This window comes from Polaribacter marinaquae (assembly GCF_038019025.1).
GTDB classification, from domain to species: Bacteria; Bacteroidota; Bacteroidia; order Flavobacteriales; family Flavobacteriaceae; genus Polaribacter; species Polaribacter marinaquae.
On record NZ_CP150496.1, the window covers coordinates 152,527 to 172,917 of the forward strand.

The following is a 20,391-nucleotide window of genomic DNA, read 5'->3' on the forward strand; positions in this document are numbered from 1 at the left end:
AATAAAATACTTAAAATAGATGTTCTCTGTAAACCCTTGTTATCATTGGTTTGTCGTGGAAATGTCGGGTTAAAAAGTAACTAATTAATTTGTAATTTTAAATAACAGCATTAACATTGTATGGAATTTAACAAAAAACATATTATGGAACAACCTGCACTAGGAAAAAAGATTTTAGAATTAAGAAAGCAAAAAGGTTTTACTCAAGAAGAATTGGTAGAACAATGTAATATTAATGTTAGAACAATTCAAAGAATAGAAGCTGGCGATGTTTCTCCTAGAAGTTATACAATTAAAGCTATTTTAGAAGTTTTAGGTTTTGATTATGAAACGGTTTTTAAAGAACCTTACCAAGTTGGTAACTTCGATGGAGTTTTAAGAATAAACAAAAATAGTATCAACAAGCAACTAAACCTGGCAATGATTTTTGGTATTGTTTATTTCTTAACTGTTTTCTTTGAAATAGGAGTTGATATAATAAGTTTAGAAAAAGACAGTGCATTTTTTAAAATGATATACATTATTATAAAAAGTGTTGCTATTATTTCTATGTTTTTATTTTACCGAGGATTTGTGATTACTGGAGTTCTGTTTCGTAATTATTTATTACAAATAAGCGGATTTTTAATTATTGTTTTTACGTTCTTTTTCTCTTTATTAGATATTACATCCTTATACATATGGCAAGACTTTATAGGTGTTTTTGGTATTGCACAATTACTAAGTTATGGTGTTTTAAGCATTCTTTTTGGTATTGCAATTAAAAGATTAATCAATTTTGGAGATTTATCTAAATGGACAGGAATCTTAGAAATAATTACAGGTGTTTGTTTGCTACTAATTATTTTAGCGCCGATTGCAATTTTTACTCAACTTACTGTAGAAATTTTCGAAATAATTTTACTTTACAGAATTTTAATCAATAATAAAACGGAATAGTTACTCGTGATGATAAGGCTCGTTCTTTAGAATTGTAAAACCTCTATAAATTTGTTCAACAATAAAAAGACGAATCATTTGATGAGAAAAAGTCATTTTAGATAAAGAAATTTTGCCTGTTGCCTTTTTATAAACAGCATCAGAAAAACCATAAGGACCACCAATTACCAATACCAACTGTTTTAAACCAGCATTCATTTTTTTCTGTAAATACTTAGAAAATTCAATAGAAGTATAATGTTTTCCTTTATCATCTAGCAATACCAATTGATCGGTATTTTGAAGTTTAGATAAAATTAATTCTCCTTCTTTTTCTTTTTGCTGTATTTCGCTTAAATTCTTAACATTTTTAATATCTGGTATAATTTCTAACTGAAATTTCACATAATGTTTTAATCGGTTTTCATATTCATTAATCAATAATAAAAGGTTTTTATTATCTGTTTTACCGATGGCTAATAATTTAATTTTCATAAAGCAAAATTACAAATTATCAATTAGTAAATTGTTATTCGTAATTCATAATATAAAATACTATTTTTACATCAGAATACAGAAAATATGATATCGAAACAACAATTTGAAAAAGAACTAGAACTTATAATAACCAATGCAATTCGTGAGGATATTGGCGATGGAGATCACACGTCTCTTTCTTGTATTCCTGCGGATGCTACTGGTAAAGCAAAATTATTGGTAAAAGACGATGGTATTATTGCGGGTGTAGAATTTGCAAAACAAGTTTTTTCTTATGTAGATAAAGATTTAGAAGTAGAAACTTTTATAAATGATGGAGAAAAAGTAAAGTACGGCGATGTTGTTTTTCATGTTGCAGGTAAATCGCAATCTATATTAATGGCAGAGCGTTTGGTTTTAAATGCTATGCAAAGAATGAGTGCAATTGCTACTAAAACAGCTTTTTTTGCTGATTTGTTAAAAGGTACAAAAACAAAGGTTTTAGATACCAGAAAAACTACGCCAGGAATTAGAGCTCTAGAAAAATGGGCTGTTAAAATTGGTGGCGGAGAAAACCACAGGTTTGCTTTGTATGATATGGTAATGATTAAAGACAATCATATAGATTTTGCGGGCGGAATTACAGCGGCAATTACAAAAACTAAGAAATATTTAGCAGAAAAAAACTTAGACATTAAGATAATTGTAGAAGCAAGAAGTTTAGAAGAAATAAAAGAGATTTTATCTGTAGAAGGTGTTTATAGAATTTTAATAGACAACTTTAATTATGAAGATACTAGAAAAGCTGTAGCTTTAATTGGTGATACTTGTTTAACAGAATCTTCTGGCGGAATTAACGAAGATACGATTAGAAAATACGCAGAATGTGGCGTAGATTATATTTCTTCTGGTGCATTAACGCATTCTGTTTATAATTTAGATTTAAGTTTAAAAGCAATAGACTAAAATGCTAGACAGTTTTTTTGATAGCGAAACCTACTCGAAAATAGATTTTACTTCGACCAAAATTAAAAAAGGAGAATACGACAATTGTGTTTTTAACAATTGTAATTTCGAAGGAATTCATGCGTCAAATATTCAGTTTGTAGAATGTGAGTTTATAGATTGTAATTTTAGTAATACAGTTATAGGAAATACTGCTTTTAAAGATGTTTGTTTTGTAAATTGTAAGATGATTGGTGTTAAGTTTGATGATGTAGATCCTTTTTTATTAGAACTTTCTTTTAAAGAATGTCAATTAAATTTTACATCATTTTATAAACTGAAAATTCCGAATTCTAAATTTCTGAATTGTAATTTAGAAGCAGCAGATTTTACAGAAGCAGTTGTAAACAACTCTTTGTTTGATAAATCCGATTTAAAAGGAGCTGTTTTCTTTAATACAAATATTGAAAAATCTGATTTTAGAAGTGCTAAAAACTTTAATATCAATCCTAATCAAAATAAATTATCTGGCGCCAAATTTAGTAGAAGTTCTATCGAAGGACTTTTAATTTCTTATAAAATTGTAATAGAATAATATATATTACTAATTAGTATTAGCTAATGACAAAAGAAATAGAAGACAAATTAGAAAAAATACCAATTATAAATATTTTGGTAAAACTCGGTAAGAAAATCAAGATTCCGGGTTTAGAAGGTATGTCTTTATATGATGTTTTAGAAATGTATTTTATTGGTATTGTAGAAGGGGCTTTAACAACAAGAGCAGGCGGAATTGCATATAGTTTCTTTATGTCAATTTTTCCATTTATGCTATTTGTGCTTACTTTAATTCCGTTTTTACCAATAGAAGGTGCTCAAGAAGGTTTATTATCTGTAATTTCTGATGTTTTACCACCAAAAACTTTTGATGCAGTAGATTCTGTGTTAGTCGATATTATCAAAAATCAATATGGTGGCTTGCTATCATTTGGGTTTATTGGTTCAATATTTTTAATGACAAATGGTGTAAATGCTATTTTTGGTGGTTTCGAATATTCGTATCATGTTAAAGAAGTAAGAAACGTTTTTCGTTCTTATTTTGTAGCAATGTTAGTATCTATAATTATCGTTTTATTTTTACTTGTTACGGTATCTTTAATAATATTTTTCGAATTAATTCTAAAAGACATGGTAACATTAGGTTGGTTAGAAGATAACATTATTTGGATTCAGTTAGTAAGAGGTTTTATATTTTTATTGATGATATTTTTAACAGTTTCTATGTTATATCATTATGGCGTTAAAGAGGGTAAACATTCTAGGTTTTTTTCTCCAGGAGCTGTATTTACTACGCTCTTATCAATTTTAACCTTTTATTTATTTAGTTATTATGTAAACGAATTTGCCAAATACAACGAGTTGTATGGTTCTATTGGTACACTTTTAATATTGATGTTGTTCATTTGGCTAAATGCAATTATACTTTTGCTTGGTTTCGAATTAAACGCTTCTATTTACTCTTTAAGAAGGTTAAATAAAACCTTTAGAACACCTAAAAAATTATAACTTTTTCACGATATTTGCACTCGCAATTTTTAATTGAGAATATTTAATTTAAGCAATTGGTTTTGGTAAAACTGCTAAAACTAAAAACTAAAAACTTTTTTTAATGAAACCAAGCATCCCAAAAGGAACAAGAGATTTTTCGCCAACAGAAGTAGCAAACAGAACGTATATCATGAATACGATAAAAACTGCGTTTGAAACTTTTGGATTTCAGCCAATAGAAACACCAAGTTTCGAAAACTCATCAACTTTAATGGGTAAATATGGTGAAGAAGGAGATAGGCTTATTTTTAAGATTTTAAACTCAGGAGATTTTCTTAAAAAAGCTGACGAAAAACTTTTATCAGAAAAAAATAGTTTAAAAGTTACTTCTCAAATATCAGAAAAAGCATTGCGTTATGATTTAACAGTGCCTTTTGCACGTTATGTTGTGCAACATCAAAACGATATTACTTTTCCTTTTAAGCGTTATCAAGTTCAGCCAGTTTGGAGAGCAGATAGACCGCAAAAAGGAAGATTTAGAGAGTTTTTTCAATGTGATGCAGATGTTGTTGGTAGTAAATCTTTATGGCAAGAAGTTGAGTTTGTACAATTATATGATGCTGTTTTTAGCGAACTAGGTTTGGCAAAAACAACTATAAAAATGAATAACAGAAAAATACTTTCTGGTATTGCAGAGGTAATTGGCGCTCAAGATAAATTAATAGATTTTACGGTTGCTTTAGATAAATTAGACAAAATTGGTAAAGATGGTGTTGTAAAAGAAATGTTATCTAAAGGAATTACCGAAGATGCTATCGAAAAAGTACAACCATTATTCGATTTTTCTGGTTCTAATATAGATAAATTAACTTCTTTAGAAGCAATGTTGGCTTCTTCTGTAGAAGGAACAAACGGAGTAGAAGAGTTGCGTTTTGTAATAGATTCTATTGAAGGTTTAGGTTTAGAAACTGCTAACTTAGAAATAGATGTAACTTTAGCTAGAGGTTTAAATTATTACACAGGTGCAATTTTTGAAGTTGCAGCACCAGAAGGCGTAAAAATGGGTTCTATTGGCGGTGGAGGAAGATATGATGATTTAACAGGGATCTTTGGTTTAAAAGATGTTTCTGGAGTTGGTATTTCTTTCGGATTAGATAGAATTTACTTAGTATTAGAAGAATTAGGATTATTTAAATCTGTAGATTTACCAAAACCTAAGGTTGTTTTTCTAAATTTTGAAGCAGAGACGGATTTGTTAAAAATGAAAGCTATTAAAGAATTGAGAAATCACAATATCAAATCAGAATTTTATCCAGATTTAGGTGAAAGTAATAAGGCGCAAAAACGACAATGGAAATACGTAACAAATAGAGCAATAGAATTTGTTGTTTCTAAAGTTGAGAATGATATTTTTACTTTAAAAAATATGATTTCTGGTGAACAGAATGATGTTTCATTAGAAGAATTAATTTCAGAATTAAAAGCTTAATAAATTATAGTTAGATAGTTTATATTTATTAAGAAATTAAGATAATACGTTGCAAAGACGTAAATTTGCACTATAATTAAGAATGAAATGTTTGAATTGAACAGCAAAATGAATGACGAAAGAATTGAAGATTTAGGAGAAAATCACGTGGCAACATCTGCAGAAAACCCTGTAAGACCAGATGCTTTTGATATTTCTAACGAAGAAAAAATAGCAAAGATAGAAGAAAGTGTTAAAGATATTCTATACACTCTTGGTATGGATTTAACAGATGATAGCATGCAAGGAACTCCTAAAAGAGTAGCAAAAGCATTTGTTAATGAAATGTTTATGGGCTTAGATCCTAAAAACAAGCCAAAAGCTTCTACATTCGATAATAACTACAATTATGGTGAAATGCTAGTTGAAAAAAACATTGTTGTTTATTCTACTTGCGAGCACCACTTGTTACCAATTATTGGTAGAGCTCATGTTGCTTATATTTCTGACGGTAAAGTAATTGGTCTTTCTAAAATGAATAGAATTGTTGAGTATTTTGCAAAAAGACCACAAGTGCAAGAACGTTTAACTATGCAAATAGTTCAGGCAATGCAAGAAGCATTAGGTACAGACGATGTTGCTTGTGTAATAGATGCAAAACATTTGTGTGTAAACTCAAGAGGAATTAAAGATATCGAAAGTTCTACTGTAACTGCAGAATTTGGCGGAAAGTTTAACGAAAAAGAAACAAAAAGAGAGTTTTTAGACTACCTTAAAATGGATACTAAATTCTAAATTTAGTAAATATTACCATACATTAAAAAGCCGTTTAGATTTTTCTAAACGGCTTTTTTGTATATAATAAATTGGTATTTTATTTGTTAACTAAAACCCATTCACCTTTTTCAATTAAAGGTATTGCTTGTTTAAATTTCACTACTTTTTCTTCGCCACTCATAACGTTTTTAATAGTAACACGCTCGTTTCTACCAACTTTGGGTTGGTCTCTAACAATTGTTTCTACAGGTTCAGATGGCTGTTGTTTAGAGTTAGAAATAGCTTGCTCTGTAGTATTTTGAACATCGGCTTTACTTGTATTTAAACTCTCTCTTCTAACTTCCTTTGCTTCAGAAATCTGATTAGAATCTTGTGTTGGTAATTCACCTTTAAATAAGAATGATAATACTTCTTTATTGATTTCATCTACAGTTTTCTTAAACAACTCGAACGCTTCAAACTTATAAATTAATAAAGGATCTTTTTGTTCATAAGATGCATTTTGTACAGAATGCTTCAATTCATCCATTTTACGCAAATGCTCTTTCCAGTTTTCATCTATAATAGCTAAAGTTATATTTTTTTCGAAATCTGTTACTAAACTTTTACCTTCACTTTCATATGCTTCTTTTAAGTTTGTAACAACTTGTAAAGATTTTATACCATCTGTAAAAGGAACCACAATTCTCTCATAACGATCACCTTCATTTTCAAAAACATCTTTAATTACAGGAAAAGCTAAAACTGCATTTCTTTCAATTTTGTTTTTGTAATGTTCTGTTATTAGATCATATAATTTATCTGCCAATTCTTTTTCTGAAAGCTTGTTGAATTCTTCTTCTGAAAAAGGAGAAGTCATTGAAGAAAACTTAATTAATTCGAATTCGAAATTCTGATAATCTCTTGCGGCTTTATTGTTATTTATTATTGATTCACAAGTTTCATAAATCATATTTGCAATATCTAATTGCAAACGTTTACCATCTAAAGCATTTCTTCTTCTTTTATAAACAAACTCTCTTTGAGCGTTCATAATATCATCATATTCTAAAAGACGTTTACGAATACCAAAGTTGTTTTCTTCTACTTTTTTCTGAGCTCTTTCAATAGATTTAGAAATCATAGAGTGTTGAATTACTTCACCTTCTTTTAATCCCATTCTATCCATCATTTTTGCAATTCTATCAGAACCGAAAAGACGCATTAAGTTATCATCTAAAGCAACATAAAATTGAGAAGAACCAACATCACCTTGCCTACCAGCACGACCTCTTAATTGTCTGTCTACACGACGAGAATCATGACGTTCTGTACCTATAATAGCCAAACCACCAGCAGCTTTAACTTCATCTGAAAGTTTAATATCTGTACCTCGACCTGCCATGTTTGTTGCAATTGTAACAACACCAGGTTTACCAGCTTCTGCAACTACATCTGCTTCTCTTTTGTGTAATTTTGCATTTAAAATATTATGAGGAATTTTACGCATTTGTAACATTCTACCTAATAATTCTGATATTTCTACAGATGTTGTACCAACAAGTACGGGTCTTTTTTCTGCAACTAATTTAACTATATCTTCTATAACTGCATTGTATTTTTCACGAGCAGTTTTGTAAACTAAATCTTCTTTATCGTCTCTTTGAATTGGTCTGTTTGTAGGGATTTCTACAACATCTAACTTGTAGATTTCCCATAATTCTCCTGCTTCTGTAATTGCAGTACCTGTCATACCAGATAATTTACGGTACATTCTAAAGTAATTTTGAAGTGTAACTGTAGCAAATGTTTGCGTAGCATCTTCAATTTTTACATTTTCTTTAGCTTCGATTGCTTGGTGTAAACCATCAGAATAACGACGACCATCCATAATACGTCCCGTTTGTTCATCAACAATCATAACTTTATTATCCATAACAACATATTCTACATCTTTTTCAAAAACGGTATACGCTTTTAAAAGTTGGTTCATTGTATGAATACGCTCGCTTTTAATACTAAAGTCTTTATAAAGTTCTTCTTTTAAAGAAGCTTTTTCTTCTGGTGAAGCATCAGAACTATCGATACTTCCTATTTTTACACCAATATCTGGTAAAACAAAGAAAGTTTCGTTTTGTGTTTTTTCTGATAAATGTGCGATACCTTTATCTGTTAAATCAATTTGATTATTTTTTTCTTCGATAACAAACCAAAGTGCCTCATCTACTTCTGGCATTAATTTGTTATTGTCTTGCATGTAGTAGTTTTCTGTCTTTTGAAGAATTTGCTTGATTCCTTCTTGTGATAAAAACTTAATTAATGCTTTGTTTTTTGGTAAACCTCTGTAAACTCTTAATAATTGAAAACCACCTTCTTTTGTATCGCCAGCAGCAATAAGTTTTTTAGCTTCTGCTAAAACACCGATTAAATACTTACTTTGTATTCCTACTAATTCGTTAACTAAAGGTTTTAACTCGTTAAACTCGTGTCTGTCTCCTTGTGGTACGGGTCCAGATATTATTAAAGGTGTTCTTGCATCATCAATTAAAACAGAATCAACTTCATCAATAATTGCATAATTTGGCGCTCTTTGCACTAAATCGTCTTTAGAGCTTGCCATATTATCTCTTAAGTAATCGAAACCAAATTCGTTATTTGTTCCGTAAGTAATATCTGCATTATAAGCTTTTCTACGTGCATCTGAATTTGGTTGGTGATAATCGATACAATCTGTTGTAAAGCCATGGAATTCAAAAATTGGTCCCATCCAAGCTTTATCACGTTTTGCTAAATAATCATTTACAGTAACTAAGTGTACACCATTACCTGTTAAGGCATTTAAATAAACAGGAAGTGTAGAAACTAAAGTTTTACCTTCACCTGTCATCATTTCTGCAATTTTACCTTGATGTAAAACAGAACCACCAATTAATTGCACGTCATAATGTACCATATCCCAAGTTACAGGTTTCCCTGCAGCATCCCAAGAATTAGCCCAAATAGCTTTGTCACCATCTAATGTAACGTGATCTCTTTCGCCAGATAACTCTCTATCATAAGGAGATGCAGTAACCACTATTTCTTTATTCTCTACAAAACGTTTTGCTGTTTCTTTAACTACAGCAAAAGCTTCTGGCATAATTTGCATTAATGTTTCTTCAGAAACTTTGTATGCGTCATCTTTTAAAGTATCAATTTCTGCATAAATTTCTTCTTGTCTGTCTATATCTGCTTTAACAGCTTCTTCTTCTAAAGCAGTTATTTGATCGTCAAACTTTTTAGTTGCCGTTTTAATTCTTTCTTTAAACTCGATGGTTTTAGCTCGTAATTCATCGTTAGTAAGTTTAGAAAAAGTTATTTCAAACTTTTTTACATCATCTACAACTGGTTGTAAAATCTTTAAATCTTTCTGTTGTTTATCACCTACAAAAAGTTTTATTACAGAATTTAAAATACTCATTTATTAATATGTTTTTAGTAGCTAAAAAAATAGCTTTATTATTTGGTTGTATATCAGGTTTTTATAAATAATAAATTTTTGTTTTCTTCTGTTAAAAAGAAAACAAAAAAAAAGCCTCTTTAGAGACTTTTATATTTAATTATCATGTTTAGTATTCATCCTCGTTCCAAAGATAATCATCTTCGGTTGGATAATCTGGCCAAATCTCAATAATCGAGTCGTATGCATCACCTTCATCTTCTATGTCTTGTAGATTTTCTACTACTTCTAAAGGAGAACCGGTTCTAATAGCATAATCTATTAACTCATCTTTGGTTGCTGGCCAAGGCGCATCTGCTAAATAAGATGCTAATTCTAATGTCCAATACATTTCTTATCGTTTAATTTTGTGCAAAAATAATTTTTTTGCTGAATTATGCAAGTCTTTTTTAAGAAATTTATTGTGAAGTAATTATTAAATTTTGTGAATCACTTAAAATTAGTGTTTTAAATCTAAAAAAAAACTTCAAATCGATAAAAAAAGAACTTATTAATTTTTCTCAGGAATCCATTTTAATTCCTCTACTTGTAAGTCTTTAGACAATTTTCGTGCCAACACAAAAAGGTAGTCAGAAAGTCTGTTTAAATATTTTAAGATCTCATTATTAATAGTTTCTTGGTCATTTAACTCTACAGATAAACGTTCTGCTCTTCTACAAACACACCTTGCAACGTGACAAAATGACACTGCTTGGTGACCTCCTGGTAAAATAAAGTGAGTCATTTGCGGTAATTCGGCATCCATTTTATCAATTTCTTTTTCTAAAAACGAAATAGAGTTCTCATTAATTTTAGGAATATTCAATCTTTCTTTACCAGATTTTAGCGTTTCTTTTTCTGTTGGAGTTGCTAACATTGCTCCTAAAGTAAATAATTCGTTCTGAATTTTGAAAAGTGAAGTTTTAATTTCTGAATCAATTTCTTGGTCTTTAATTAAGCCAATATATGCATTTAATTCATCTACTGTGCCATAACTATCGATGCGTAAATTGTATTTTTTAACTCTAGTTCCTCCAAATAAAGCAGTTGTTCCGGCATCACCGGTTTTTGTATATATTTTCATTTAATTTTGTCTGAATTTAATATTTTCAAATTTACAAAAGTTATTCCTTAGAGTTTTGTTAAACTCTAATTTTAAAATGTTCTTTAGCTTGTTCCTTTCTAAAAAATACCAATCCGAAATAAAATAAATCTACTGTAACGGTTACATTCTTATCGTTTTTTATTTCTAACCATGCTTCTTGCATTTCTTGGTTCCAATAAATATCATCAAAAATAAATATTGATTCATTATGTATTGTTTGTAAACAATCATTAAAATATTTTAACGTAGCTTCTTTAGTATGATTTCCATCAAAATAAATTAGATCGAATTCTCTTTCTTTTATTGATGTACGTAATGTGTCGTTAAAGTCGCCAACTCTAACTTCAATATTTTCAAAATTATTACTTTCAAACAGGTTTTTTGCTATTTTAATGGTTTCTTGGCATCCTTCTAAAGTTGTAATTTTTGCCGAATGATTTGCAATTTTAAATACGGAAGTGGCTAAACCAAGAGATGTACCAAACTCTAAGATATTTAATGGTTTAAAATAAGTTACAATTTTTAAAAGAATGGAAGCTTTTTTATTCGAAATACCAGCAACTTTGGCTATTTTAGAAACTTGTCTTTTATTATTTTTAAAAACTTTTGAACCCGACCCAAAATCTGTGACTTCAATTATTTTTTTATTGTCTAATAATTGCTGTTTAATATTTTTGAATTCAGACCAAAGTTTTTTACTTTTTTTAGAATACAATCCTTTTGTAATTAATTTATACACAAAAGGGGAATGAACACCATGTTGATTACTAGATTTTAGTAAAAATTGAAGATATTTTTTTTGTTGATACAGCATTATAGATAAATGAAAAAACGAAAATAAAATAAAATTATAGCTTTACACTTATAAAAAGTATATTTGTAATTATTGACATTAAAATCTAAAATGAAAAAATACTTAATATTACTCTTTGGGGTAGTTTTTTTTAGTTCTTGTTTATCGAACAAAGAGTTAACGTATCTACAAGGAAATCCAACTTCTAATTCAGAAATTAAAAGGATTAACAATATACCTTATAAATTACAAGTAGACGATATTTTGAATATTACAATATCTTCTAAGAAACCAGAAATTGTTGCTGTTTTTCAAAAACAAAATTTAAATAGCAATTTAATGAATAGTGGTGGTTCAAATGAAAATAATCAAGGCTATTTTTCAGACTACAGTATTGATAACTATGGTAACATTAGAATACCAACATTAGGTGAAATAAATGTGTTAGGTTATACTGAGTTAGAAGCAAGAAGGAAAATCGAAGATATTTTAAGACAAGATTATATTAATAATGACGAAAGCTTATATGTTTCTGTGAAACTTTCTGGAATTAGATATACTATTTTAGGTGAAATTAATCAAACAGGAACTAATATAATTTATCAAAATAGAGTTTCTATTATTGATGCAATCGCAAATTCAGGTGATATTACAGATGTTGGTAATAGAAAAGCTGTTGAGATTATTAGAAAAACAGGTAATGGAACTAAAAAGTTTGTAGTAGACTTAACTGATATAGATGTATTAAACGATGAAGCTTTTTATATTAAGCCTAATGATATAATTAATATTAAACCATTAAAAGAAAAATCTTGGGGAACTGGTACTACTGGTTTGCAGAGTTTAACTACGATAGTTTCTTTATTAACACTTATTTCTACAACAATAATTTTAGCAAGAAATTTATAAAATACTATGAATAATCAATCTAAAGGTGTTCAAAATAGCGGAGCAAACATAGATGTAAAAGACTATCTATTTAAAGTGCTGGCTTATTGGAAATTATTTTTGGTAACTATAATTATTGGTTTAATTGTAGCCAAATTTATGAATGGTTACCTACAGAAAACATTTAGTTTAGAGACTGTTATTTCTGTAAAAGAAGAAAATAATCCGTTGTTTTCTACAGGAACAAATATTGCATTTAATTGGGGTGGTTCTAGTGATGAACTAGAAACGGTAAAAGTTATTTTACAATCTAGATCTCATAATGAAATAGTAGTAAAACGTTTAAATTTTTATATTCAATATTTTCAAGATGGTAAGTTTAGGTTAGAAGATAAATATGGTTATACACCGTTTATAGTTAATTTAAATACCACTAAACCTCAATTACTTAATAAATTAATCAATATTGAATTTACTAGTGATACAACTTTCAAACTTTCTTTTGATTTTAATGAATCGGGAAATAATGCGATAATTAATTATGATACGAATACAATATCAAGTTTACCTTCATCAGAATTAAATTATTCAAAAGACTATAAAGTAGGTGAACTAATAGAAACTCCATTTTTTAGTTTTACAATTAAACAATTAGCTCCTTTTAATGCAGGAGAACAATTTTTTATAAAGTTTGCTAGTTTTGATGGTACTGTTGGTGCTAATAAAGGTGTTTCTGTAAGTACGATAACAAATGCAGCTTCGATGCTAAGGCTTCGTAAAGATGGTGTTAATAAAAAAAGATTAGAAGATTATTTAAATGCAACGGTAAAAGTTTTAGATTCTGTTAAGCAAGTTCAGAAAATTGAATATGCAGTCAAAACCAGAGCTTATATTGATACATTATTTAAAGATGAAGAACAGAAATTAATAAAACTAGAAAAAGAATTAGGTGAATATAGAGAGAAGAATAATATTTTCGATTTATCTACTCAAGGTACAGAAATTTTTGGTGAAGCTATAAGCATAGAAAAAGAGAAACAACAAATACTTAGTTATAGAGAGTATTTAAATAATTTAAAAAGTTACATAAAATCTAATAATAAATACAACAGAGATAATTTAGTTCCGGCTACACTTCAAATAGAAGATCTTAAAATAGCTGAATTAATTAATAACTTGGTTACAAAATCTAGTTTTAGAGAAAGTTTAAGAAATCTTGTAAAAGACAATCATCCAGATGTTATTCAAATATCTAGAGAGATTGAGATTATTAAAAATAATTTACTAGAAAATATTTCTTCTTTAGAACAGGTAAACAGTAATAGGTTAAGAAAATTAAATGCAAATCTAAATAAGTATCAGTCTCAAAAGAGAAAATTACCTAAGAAAGAGCAGGGGTTAATAACTTATCAAAGAGATTATGAATTGTCTGAGGCAAATTATAATTATTTAAAGCAAAAAAAATATGAAGCAGGTACAGCTATTGCTGCAAATGTTTCTGATGTTAAAATTATTGATACTGCTAAAGATTTAGGTCAAGGGCCAAATTATCCAATACCTAGCTTTAACTATTTAGTAGCTATTATGTTAGGTGGTATTTTACCGTTATTTTACATTATTATTAAAGAAATTTTAGATAATAAGATTCATACTGCAGAAGAAATTCAAAATAATTATTCAATTCCTGTTTTAGGTGTAGTTGGTAATAATGCAGGTAATAACAATTTAGCTGTTTTCGAGAGACCAAAATCTTCGGTAGCAGAATCTTTTAGAGCTCTTCGGTCTAATATTCAGTTCTTATTTAAAGATGCAAGTAATAAGGATTCTAAAACCCTGATTTTAACTTCTTCTGTAAGTGGAGAAGGTAAAACCATGATATCTATAAACATGGCAACTGTTTTTGCATTAAGTGGTAAAAAGACAGTATTATTAGGTTTAGATTTAAGAAAACCTAAAATTTATGACGATTTTAATTTGCCAAATGACATAGGAATTGTTAATTACTTGATTAAGCAAAAAACTTTAGAAGAAGTAATTACACCAACAAAAATACCAAACTTAGATTTAATTTTATCAGGTCCAATACCTCCAAATCCGTCGGAATTATTATTAGGTAATGCTGCCGATGAAATGATAGAACAATTGAAAAAAGATTACGATTATGTAATTATTGATACGCCTCCTGTTGGTTTAGTTTCTGATGCTTTAGAATTATTTAAACATTCTGATGCTGTTATTTATGTGGTTAGACAGAATTACACAGAAAGAGGTATGATGAGAATGATTGATGATAAGTATAAAAACAAAGAAGTTGCTAATATTAGTTATGTTTTAAATGATTTTTCTATCAAAAACAAATACGGATATGGTTACGGTTATGGCTACGGTTATGGTTACGGCTACGGTTATGGTAAGTACGGTTATGGATATCACGAGAATGAGGAAAGCACGAGTTTTATGTCTAGAGTATTTAATATTTTTAAACCTAAAAAATAATTTTATAAATGATTTCTAAATCAGAATACGCACCTTATTTTGAGCAATACATGCAGTTGGTTTCTGTAGAAGAGATGTCTATAGTTGATAATTTAGAAGCATCTCAAAAAAAGTTTCATAATTTATTAGACAATTTACCTGTAGAAAAACATAACTATGCTTATGATGAAGATAAATGGACGTTAAAAGAACTGATACAACATGTAATAGATACAGAGAGAGTATTTTGTTACAGAGCATTATGTTTCGCTAGAAATGATAAAACAGAATTGCCAGGTTTTGATCAAGATATTTTTGTTGATAATGATAATGCAAACGATAGAGATTTTTATGAGTTACTTTCAGAGATGGATGTTTTAAGAAAATCAACCATACAAATGTTTAAAAGTTTTACTTCTGAAGCTCTTTTAAGAAAAGGAATTGCTTCTAAAAACTCAATTTCAGTTAGGGCATTAGGTTATTTATTCTCAGGTCACCAATTACATCATGTAAATATTATAAAAGAAAGATATTTGTAAAAAAAAACCGAAGCATTTAAGCTTCGGTTTTTTATTTAATATTCGGTTTTGTCTTCTTTTTCAGACCATTTTTGAAAAGGTTCTAAAGCAATTTCTCTTCCAATTTGTTCAAAAGGAATACTTCTTTTTTCGTAAGGTAACGGAATTTCTTTATATATAAACTCATCATCAAAACCAATATTTGCAGCATCTTGCTGATTGCTTCCGTAATAAACTTTATCTGGTCTTGCCCAATAGATTGCACCTAAGCACATAGGACAAGGTTCGCAAGAAGTGTAAACAATACAGCCATCTAACTGAAAAGAGTTTAAGTTTTTACAAGCATCTCTTATTGCAGTAACCTCTGCGTGTGCTGTTGGGTCGTTTGTAGAAGTAACCTTGTTGTTTCCTCTACCTACAATTTCACCGTTTTTTACAACAATACAACCAAAAGGTCCTCCTTCATTGTTACTCATTCCTTTTAATGCAGCTTTTACTGCTTCACTCATAAATCCTTCGTGATTTGTCATCTTCATTAACTTTAATTATAATTATTTTTTAAGCCAAAAAAAAGCTGTAAAATTAATTACAGCTTTTTTAATTCTTGTAATTTCATTTTTATTTTAAGCTACCAGTCATTTCTTCTGGTTTAACCCATTCGTCATATTCTGCTTCAGTAACATACCCTAAACGAACAGCTTCTGTTTTTAGTGTTGTTCCGTTAGCATGAGCAGTATTAGCTATTTCTGCAGCTTTATAATATCCTATTTTGGTGTTTAAGGCAGTAACTAACATTAAAGAGTTATTTACCAACTCTGTAATTCTAGACTGGTTTGGCTCTATACCTGTAACACAATTTTCTTCAAAAGAAACACATGCGTCACCAATTAATTGTGCAGATTGTAAAACATTTGCAGCCATCATTGGTTTAAAAACATTAAGTTCATAATGACCTTGCGTACCACCAATTGTTACGGCAACATCATTACCCATAACTTGTGCACAAACCATTGTTATTGCTTCTGCTTGTGTAGGATTTACTTTACCTGGCATTATAGAAGACCCTGGTTCGTTTGCAGGGATAATAATTTCTCCTATTCCAGATCTTGGTCCAGAAGACATTAAACGAATATCGTTTGCTATTTTATTTAAAGAAACGGCAATTTGCTTTAAAGCGCCATGTGTTTCTACCAATGCATCATGAGCAGCTAAAGCTTCGAATTTATTTTCTGCAGTAATAAAAGGTAAATCGGTAAACTCTGCTATATATTTAGCAACCATTACATCATAACCTGCAGGTGTATTTAAACCTGTACCCACAGCTGTACCACCAAGTGCTAACTGACTTAAATGTGCTAAAGTATTTTCTAAAGCTTTTAAGCCAAAATCTAATTGTGCTACATAACCAGAAAATTCTTGCCCTAAAGTTAAAGGTGTAGCATCCATTAAGTGAGTTCTACCAATTTTAACTACATCTTTAAAAGCAACGGCTTTATCATTTAAAGTATTTCTAAGTTTTATTATACCTGGTATTGTTGTCTCTTTAATCTTCTTATAAATTGCAATATGCATTCCTGTTGGAAATGTATCGTTAGAAGATTGAGATTTGTTTACATCATCATTGGGTTGAATTGTTTTCTCGCCTTCACCGATAACTTTTCCAGCTATTTCATGAGCTCTGTTTGCGATAACTTCATTTACATTCATATTAGATTGCGTACCAGAACCTGTTTGCCATATAACTAATGGAAATTGATCATCTAGTTTACCTTCTAAAATTTCATCACAAACTTGTGCAATTAAATCTCTTTTTTCTGTAGCTAAAACTCCTAACTCTGCATTTGTAAAAGCTGCTGCTTTTTTTAAATATGCAAAACCATATACTATTTCTAGAGGCATAGAAGCTGCAGCACCAATTTTAAAATTGTTTCGAGAACGTTGTGTTTGTGCTCCCCAATATTTATCAGCAGGAACTTCTACATTTCCCATTGTGTCTTTTTCTATTCTGTATTTTGACATTTTAACTTTATTTTAGATCGAACAAATTTACAAAAACTAAGCTAAATCTTAATAATACAAACTATTAAATACTATTGAAAAAAAATAATTTTTGATAGTAATTTTTAAAAATTAGTATTATTTTTGCTGTAATAATTTTTCAAAATATATAAATGTTAGATTTTTCACAATTTTCAGGTTTAGTTTTATTTATGTTTATTTTTACAGCTGGTTTTTGGTTGTTAATTTTCTTGTTAACATTTGTAGTACCTTATTGGATTGGTGGAACTATTTGGGAAAATTTAAAACTTAAAAGTGATGCAAAAAAGGCAGCAGAAGGTAAATAGTCTTTTTTCTTAAAATATTAAAAAAACTCGTTCAATTTATTTGAACGAGTTTTTTTGTTTTTAATTCTGAGGGATTTTACATAATTAATTTTCTATCTAAATATAAACGCTCAGAGTTTTATAAAACTCTGAGCGTTTAATATTAAAACTCGTCTCCGCCACCGTCATCATCTCTTTGTTGTTGGTTTCTTTCTTTCTGACTTTTATTCTGATTAAATCTATATGTAAAGTTTAAAGAAACTTGACGAACACGCCATTGAAAGGTTTGGTTCGAAATATTTGTAGGGTTTTCTCTACTTGGTGCAAAAGCGTTTGTTACATATTTTCTAGAGTTAAAAACATCACTAACATTTAAGACCAATGTACCTTTGTCTTTTAAAATATCTTTACTAAAAGCTAAGTTTGCAGAGAAAACTCCGTCTGTGTCACTCTGAGCATCACTTCTTGGTCCTCTGTAAAACAATCTTGTTTGCCATTCGATATCTAAAGGCAAGCTAACTCTTGCATCAAACCTTGTAAACCAAGATGTATTTTTTGCATCAAAATCTTGTGTAACACTTGTAACTGTATTCGTTGTTGGGTTTGTTATATCATAAGTATATTCTCCGTTTGTTTCAAACTGAAAAAAGTTAAAACTACCAGAAAGCTTTATTTTTCTTGATGGATTGTAGTTGGCATTAAACTCGAATCCCATTCTATCTTCCGAAGCCAAATTAATAGGTTCTCTAACTAATACATTTGTTTCTTTGTTATTGATAATTCTCACTTCTTCTCTGTTTACTCGTACAATGTTATTTGTAGAATGCTGATAATAGATAGAAGAGTTTAATGTTAATTTTCCCCAACGGTTTAAGTAACCTAAGTCAAAAGAATTTGTATAAGTTGGGTCTAAGTTAACATTACCTTTAGAAATAACAGTTTCGCTGGCTCTGTTTTCAAACGGATTTAAAAAACGAGATCTTGGTCTTCTTAATCTTCTACCATAACCCAAAGTAAAACTTTGATCATCGTTAACTTCATAGCCTAAATTTACCGTAGGAAAAAAGTCTGTAAATCTTTTCTTATAATTTTCTTGAGTTGTTAAAAGATTTATATCTATTGCTGTAATTTCTGCTCTTAAACCTAATAAATAAGAGAACTTATTTATCTTGTTTCCGAATTGAGTGTAAAATGCATTTACGTTTTGAGTAAATTCTAAGTTATTAGACGGATTAAATCTTGGATCTAAATTAGGAGCAACAACTAGATAATCAGAAGTTAAATCTTGAAAATTACCTCTATAACCAGCTTCAAATTGCGCGCTTTCTCCGATTGGTAAAACATAATCTGCCTGAAATAGGTTGTCAATAGAAATCTCTTTTGTTGAATTAAACTCTAAATTTGTGTCAAAAATATCTGCACTTTCAAATTCATTACTAGCGTTGTACTGATAATCAACAGTAAGTTTATGACCTTTGTCATTAAAGTTATTAGCATAATTTAAAGAGAATTGTAAAGATTCGTCTTTTTCGTCTTCATCTTGAATTCTTACTGAGTTGTATAAATTGTTACCAGAAGGATCAAAAGAACTTATGTTGTTTGTAGAATAAGAATTGTTATTAGAACTTCTTACAAAAACAGTACCTGTAATAGAGCTATCATCATTTAAATAATACTCTAAACCTACATTACCATTAAAACCAGCACGATTTCTGTCGAAGTTTCTTTTTTCTGTTCTTAAACTATCGATTGCACCGTTAGATAAATAAGTAATATCTGCCAAATAATTACCAGGTCCTTTTCTATCATTATAGCCAAAATTAGAAAAAACATTAACTTTTTCTGTACGCATATTTAAATTTACGGCACCTTGATAGTTCTGCGGATCACCTACAGTTACATTTACAGAACCATTAAAACCGACAGCTTTTCCTTTTCTTAAAATAATATTTAAAATTCCTGCAGTACCTTCAGCATCATATCTTGCAGATGGTGATGTAATAACTTCTACACGTTCTATGGCATCAGAAGGTAATTGTCTTAAGGCATCTGCACCATTTAAACCAACTAAAGCAGATGGTTTTCCGTCAATTAAAATTCTTACGTTTTCACTTCCTCTTAAACTTACTGCTCCTTCCGGATCAACATCAACAGAAGGTACATTGTCTAAAACATCAGAAGCAGTACCACCTTTTACCGTCATATCTTTACCAACATTGTAAATCTTTTTATCTAAACGAATATCTACTGTAGATTTTTCTGCTACAATTACAATTTCATTTAAACTATTAGTATCTTCTGCTAGTTTAATTGTACCTAAATTTTTGTTGGATGTAATTTCTTCTGCAGGAAAATTTATCGATTTAAAAGAGATAAATTCTACACTAATTTGATAATTAGCCTTTGGTAGTTGAATCGAAAAGTTTCCGTCTAGATCTGTAATTCCTCCAGAAACTTTTTCTGTTTTGGTGTTTTTTATAATTATAGTAGCGTATTCTAAAGGTTGATTAGTTTTAGCATCTATAACTTTACCAAAAATTTTAATTGTGTTTGCAGCGTCTTTGCTTTGCGAGAATGTTGTTGAAATAGTAAATAAACAACAAATAAAGAATGTAATTTTTTTTATCAAAACTGAGTTGGGTTTTCTTTTAAGACTACAAAAATCATTTATAGTTTAATCCAACTCATTTAAAGAAAA

At 29.2% G+C, this 20,391-nt stretch carries 18 protein-coding genes; 10 read left to right on the forward strand and 8 right to left on the reverse strand.

The window, feature by feature from the left end; genetic code table 11:
- Window positions 1-144 precede the first annotated feature (144 nt).
- A complete protein-coding gene (locus WG950_RS00675) occupies window positions 145-939 on the forward strand; it encodes a helix-turn-helix transcriptional regulator (RefSeq protein WP_340933426.1) in 795 nt (264 codons plus the stop codon).
- On the opposite strand, the gene rlmH is transcribed toward WG950_RS00675, so the two are convergent.
- A complete protein-coding gene (rlmH, locus tag WG950_RS00680) occupies window positions 940-1,413 on the reverse strand; it encodes a 23S rRNA (pseudouridine(1915)-N(3))-methyltransferase RlmH (protein WP_077809581.1) in 474 nt (157 codons plus the stop codon).
- Window positions 1,414-1,500: 87 nt separating this feature from the next.
- Between rlmH and nadC the strand changes: the two genes are divergently transcribed.
- The 5 genes from nadC to folE all read left to right on the forward strand — a co-directional run bounded on the left by nadC (window position 1,501) and on the right by folE (window position 6,151).
- Complete coding sequence (nadC, locus tag WG950_RS00685; protein WP_079736828.1) at window positions 1,501-2,361, forward strand: carboxylating nicotinate-nucleotide diphosphorylase; 861 nt, start codon at window positions 1,501-1,503, stop codon at window positions 2,359-2,361.
- Between the two features lies 1 nt (window position 2,362).
- Window positions 2,363-2,935: a pentapeptide repeat-containing protein gene (locus WG950_RS00690; protein WP_340933430.1), complete on the forward strand. Its 573-nt coding sequence runs from the start codon at window positions 2,363-2,365 to the stop codon at window positions 2,933-2,935.
- 26 nt (window positions 2,936-2,961) lie between these two features.
- Window positions 2,962-3,906: a YihY/virulence factor BrkB family protein gene (locus WG950_RS00695; protein ID WP_340933432.1), complete on the forward strand. Its 945-nt coding sequence runs from the start codon at window positions 2,962-2,964 to the stop codon at window positions 3,904-3,906.
- A gap of 103 nt (window positions 3,907-4,009) precedes the next feature.
- A complete protein-coding gene (gene hisS, locus WG950_RS00700; RefSeq protein ID WP_340933435.1) occupies window positions 4,010-5,377 on the forward strand; it encodes a histidine--tRNA ligase in 1,368 nt (455 codons plus the stop codon).
- Window positions 5,378-5,485: 108 nt separating this feature from the next.
- Window positions 5,486-6,151: a GTP cyclohydrolase I FolE gene (gene folE, locus WG950_RS00705; protein ID WP_231963621.1), complete on the forward strand. Its 666-nt coding sequence runs from the start codon at window positions 5,486-5,488 to the stop codon at window positions 6,149-6,151.
- Window positions 6,152-6,230: 79 nt separating this feature from the next.
- Here the strand turns inward: folE and secA are convergent, their stop codons facing one another.
- From secA to WG950_RS00725, 4 genes are all read right to left on the reverse strand, one after another.
- Window positions 6,231-9,572, reverse strand: a complete 3,342-nt coding sequence (gene secA, locus WG950_RS00710) for a preprotein translocase subunit SecA (protein ID WP_340933437.1) — start codon at window positions 9,570-9,572, stop codon at window positions 6,231-6,233.
- Window positions 9,573-9,720: 148 nt separating this feature from the next.
- Window positions 9,721-9,942: a DUF2795 domain-containing protein gene (locus WG950_RS00715; protein ID WP_077809574.1), complete on the reverse strand. Its 222-nt coding sequence runs from the start codon at window positions 9,940-9,942 to the stop codon at window positions 9,721-9,723.
- A gap of 159 nt (window positions 9,943-10,101) precedes the next feature.
- Complete coding sequence (locus WG950_RS00720; protein WP_340933438.1) at window positions 10,102-10,674, reverse strand: cob(I)yrinic acid a,c-diamide adenosyltransferase; 573 nt, start codon at window positions 10,672-10,674, stop codon at window positions 10,102-10,104.
- 58 nt (window positions 10,675-10,732) lie between these two features.
- Complete coding sequence (locus tag WG950_RS00725) at window positions 10,733-11,509, reverse strand: class I SAM-dependent methyltransferase (RefSeq protein ID WP_340933440.1); 777 nt, start codon at window positions 11,507-11,509, stop codon at window positions 10,733-10,735.
- Window positions 11,510-11,599: 90 nt separating this feature from the next.
- On the opposite strand from WG950_RS00725, the gene WG950_RS00730 reads away from it, so the two are divergent.
- The 3 genes from WG950_RS00730 to WG950_RS00740 are packed head-to-tail and all read left to right on the forward strand — an operon-like array spanning window position 11,600 to window position 15,390.
- On the forward strand, window positions 11,600-12,397 hold the full coding sequence (locus WG950_RS00730; protein ID WP_340933441.1) for a polysaccharide biosynthesis/export family protein: 798 nt from the start codon (window positions 11,600-11,602) through the stop codon (window positions 12,395-12,397).
- Between the two features lie 6 nt (window positions 12,398-12,403).
- Window positions 12,404-14,872 carry an exopolysaccharide transport family protein gene (locus tag WG950_RS00735; protein ID WP_340933443.1) on the forward strand — a complete coding sequence of 823 codons (2,469 nt, stop codon included), beginning with the start codon at window positions 12,404-12,406 and terminating at the stop codon, window positions 14,870-14,872.
- A gap of 8 nt (window positions 14,873-14,880) precedes the next feature.
- Complete coding sequence (locus WG950_RS00740) at window positions 14,881-15,390, forward strand: DinB family protein (RefSeq protein WP_340933446.1); 510 nt, start codon at window positions 14,881-14,883, stop codon at window positions 15,388-15,390.
- 35 nt (window positions 15,391-15,425) lie between these two features.
- On the opposite strand, the gene WG950_RS00745 is transcribed toward WG950_RS00740, so the two are convergent.
- Window positions 15,426-15,899, reverse strand: a complete 474-nt coding sequence (locus WG950_RS00745; protein ID WP_079736815.1) for a nucleoside deaminase — start codon at window positions 15,897-15,899, stop codon at window positions 15,426-15,428.
- Window positions 15,900-15,987: 88 nt separating this feature from the next.
- Window positions 15,988-17,388, reverse strand: a complete 1,401-nt coding sequence (gene fumC / locus WG950_RS00750) for a class II fumarate hydratase (RefSeq protein ID WP_340933447.1) — start codon at window positions 17,386-17,388, stop codon at window positions 15,988-15,990.
- A gap of 152 nt (window positions 17,389-17,540) precedes the next feature.
- Here fumC and WG950_RS00755 point away from each other — a divergent pair, with 152 nt between their 5' ends.
- The gene (locus WG950_RS00755) at window positions 17,541-17,714 is read left to right on the forward strand and encodes a hypothetical protein (RefSeq protein ID WP_172830837.1); all 174 of its coding nucleotides are present in this window, start codon (window positions 17,541-17,543) and stop codon (window positions 17,712-17,714) included.
- 142 nt (window positions 17,715-17,856) lie between these two features.
- Here WG950_RS00755 and WG950_RS00760 read toward each other — a convergent pair whose 3' ends face one another.
- Window positions 17,857-20,322, reverse strand: coding sequence for a TonB-dependent receptor domain-containing protein (locus WG950_RS00760; protein WP_340933451.1), 2,466 nt, complete (start codon window positions 20,320-20,322; stop codon window positions 17,857-17,859).
- Window positions 20,323-20,391: the final 69 nt, after the last annotated feature.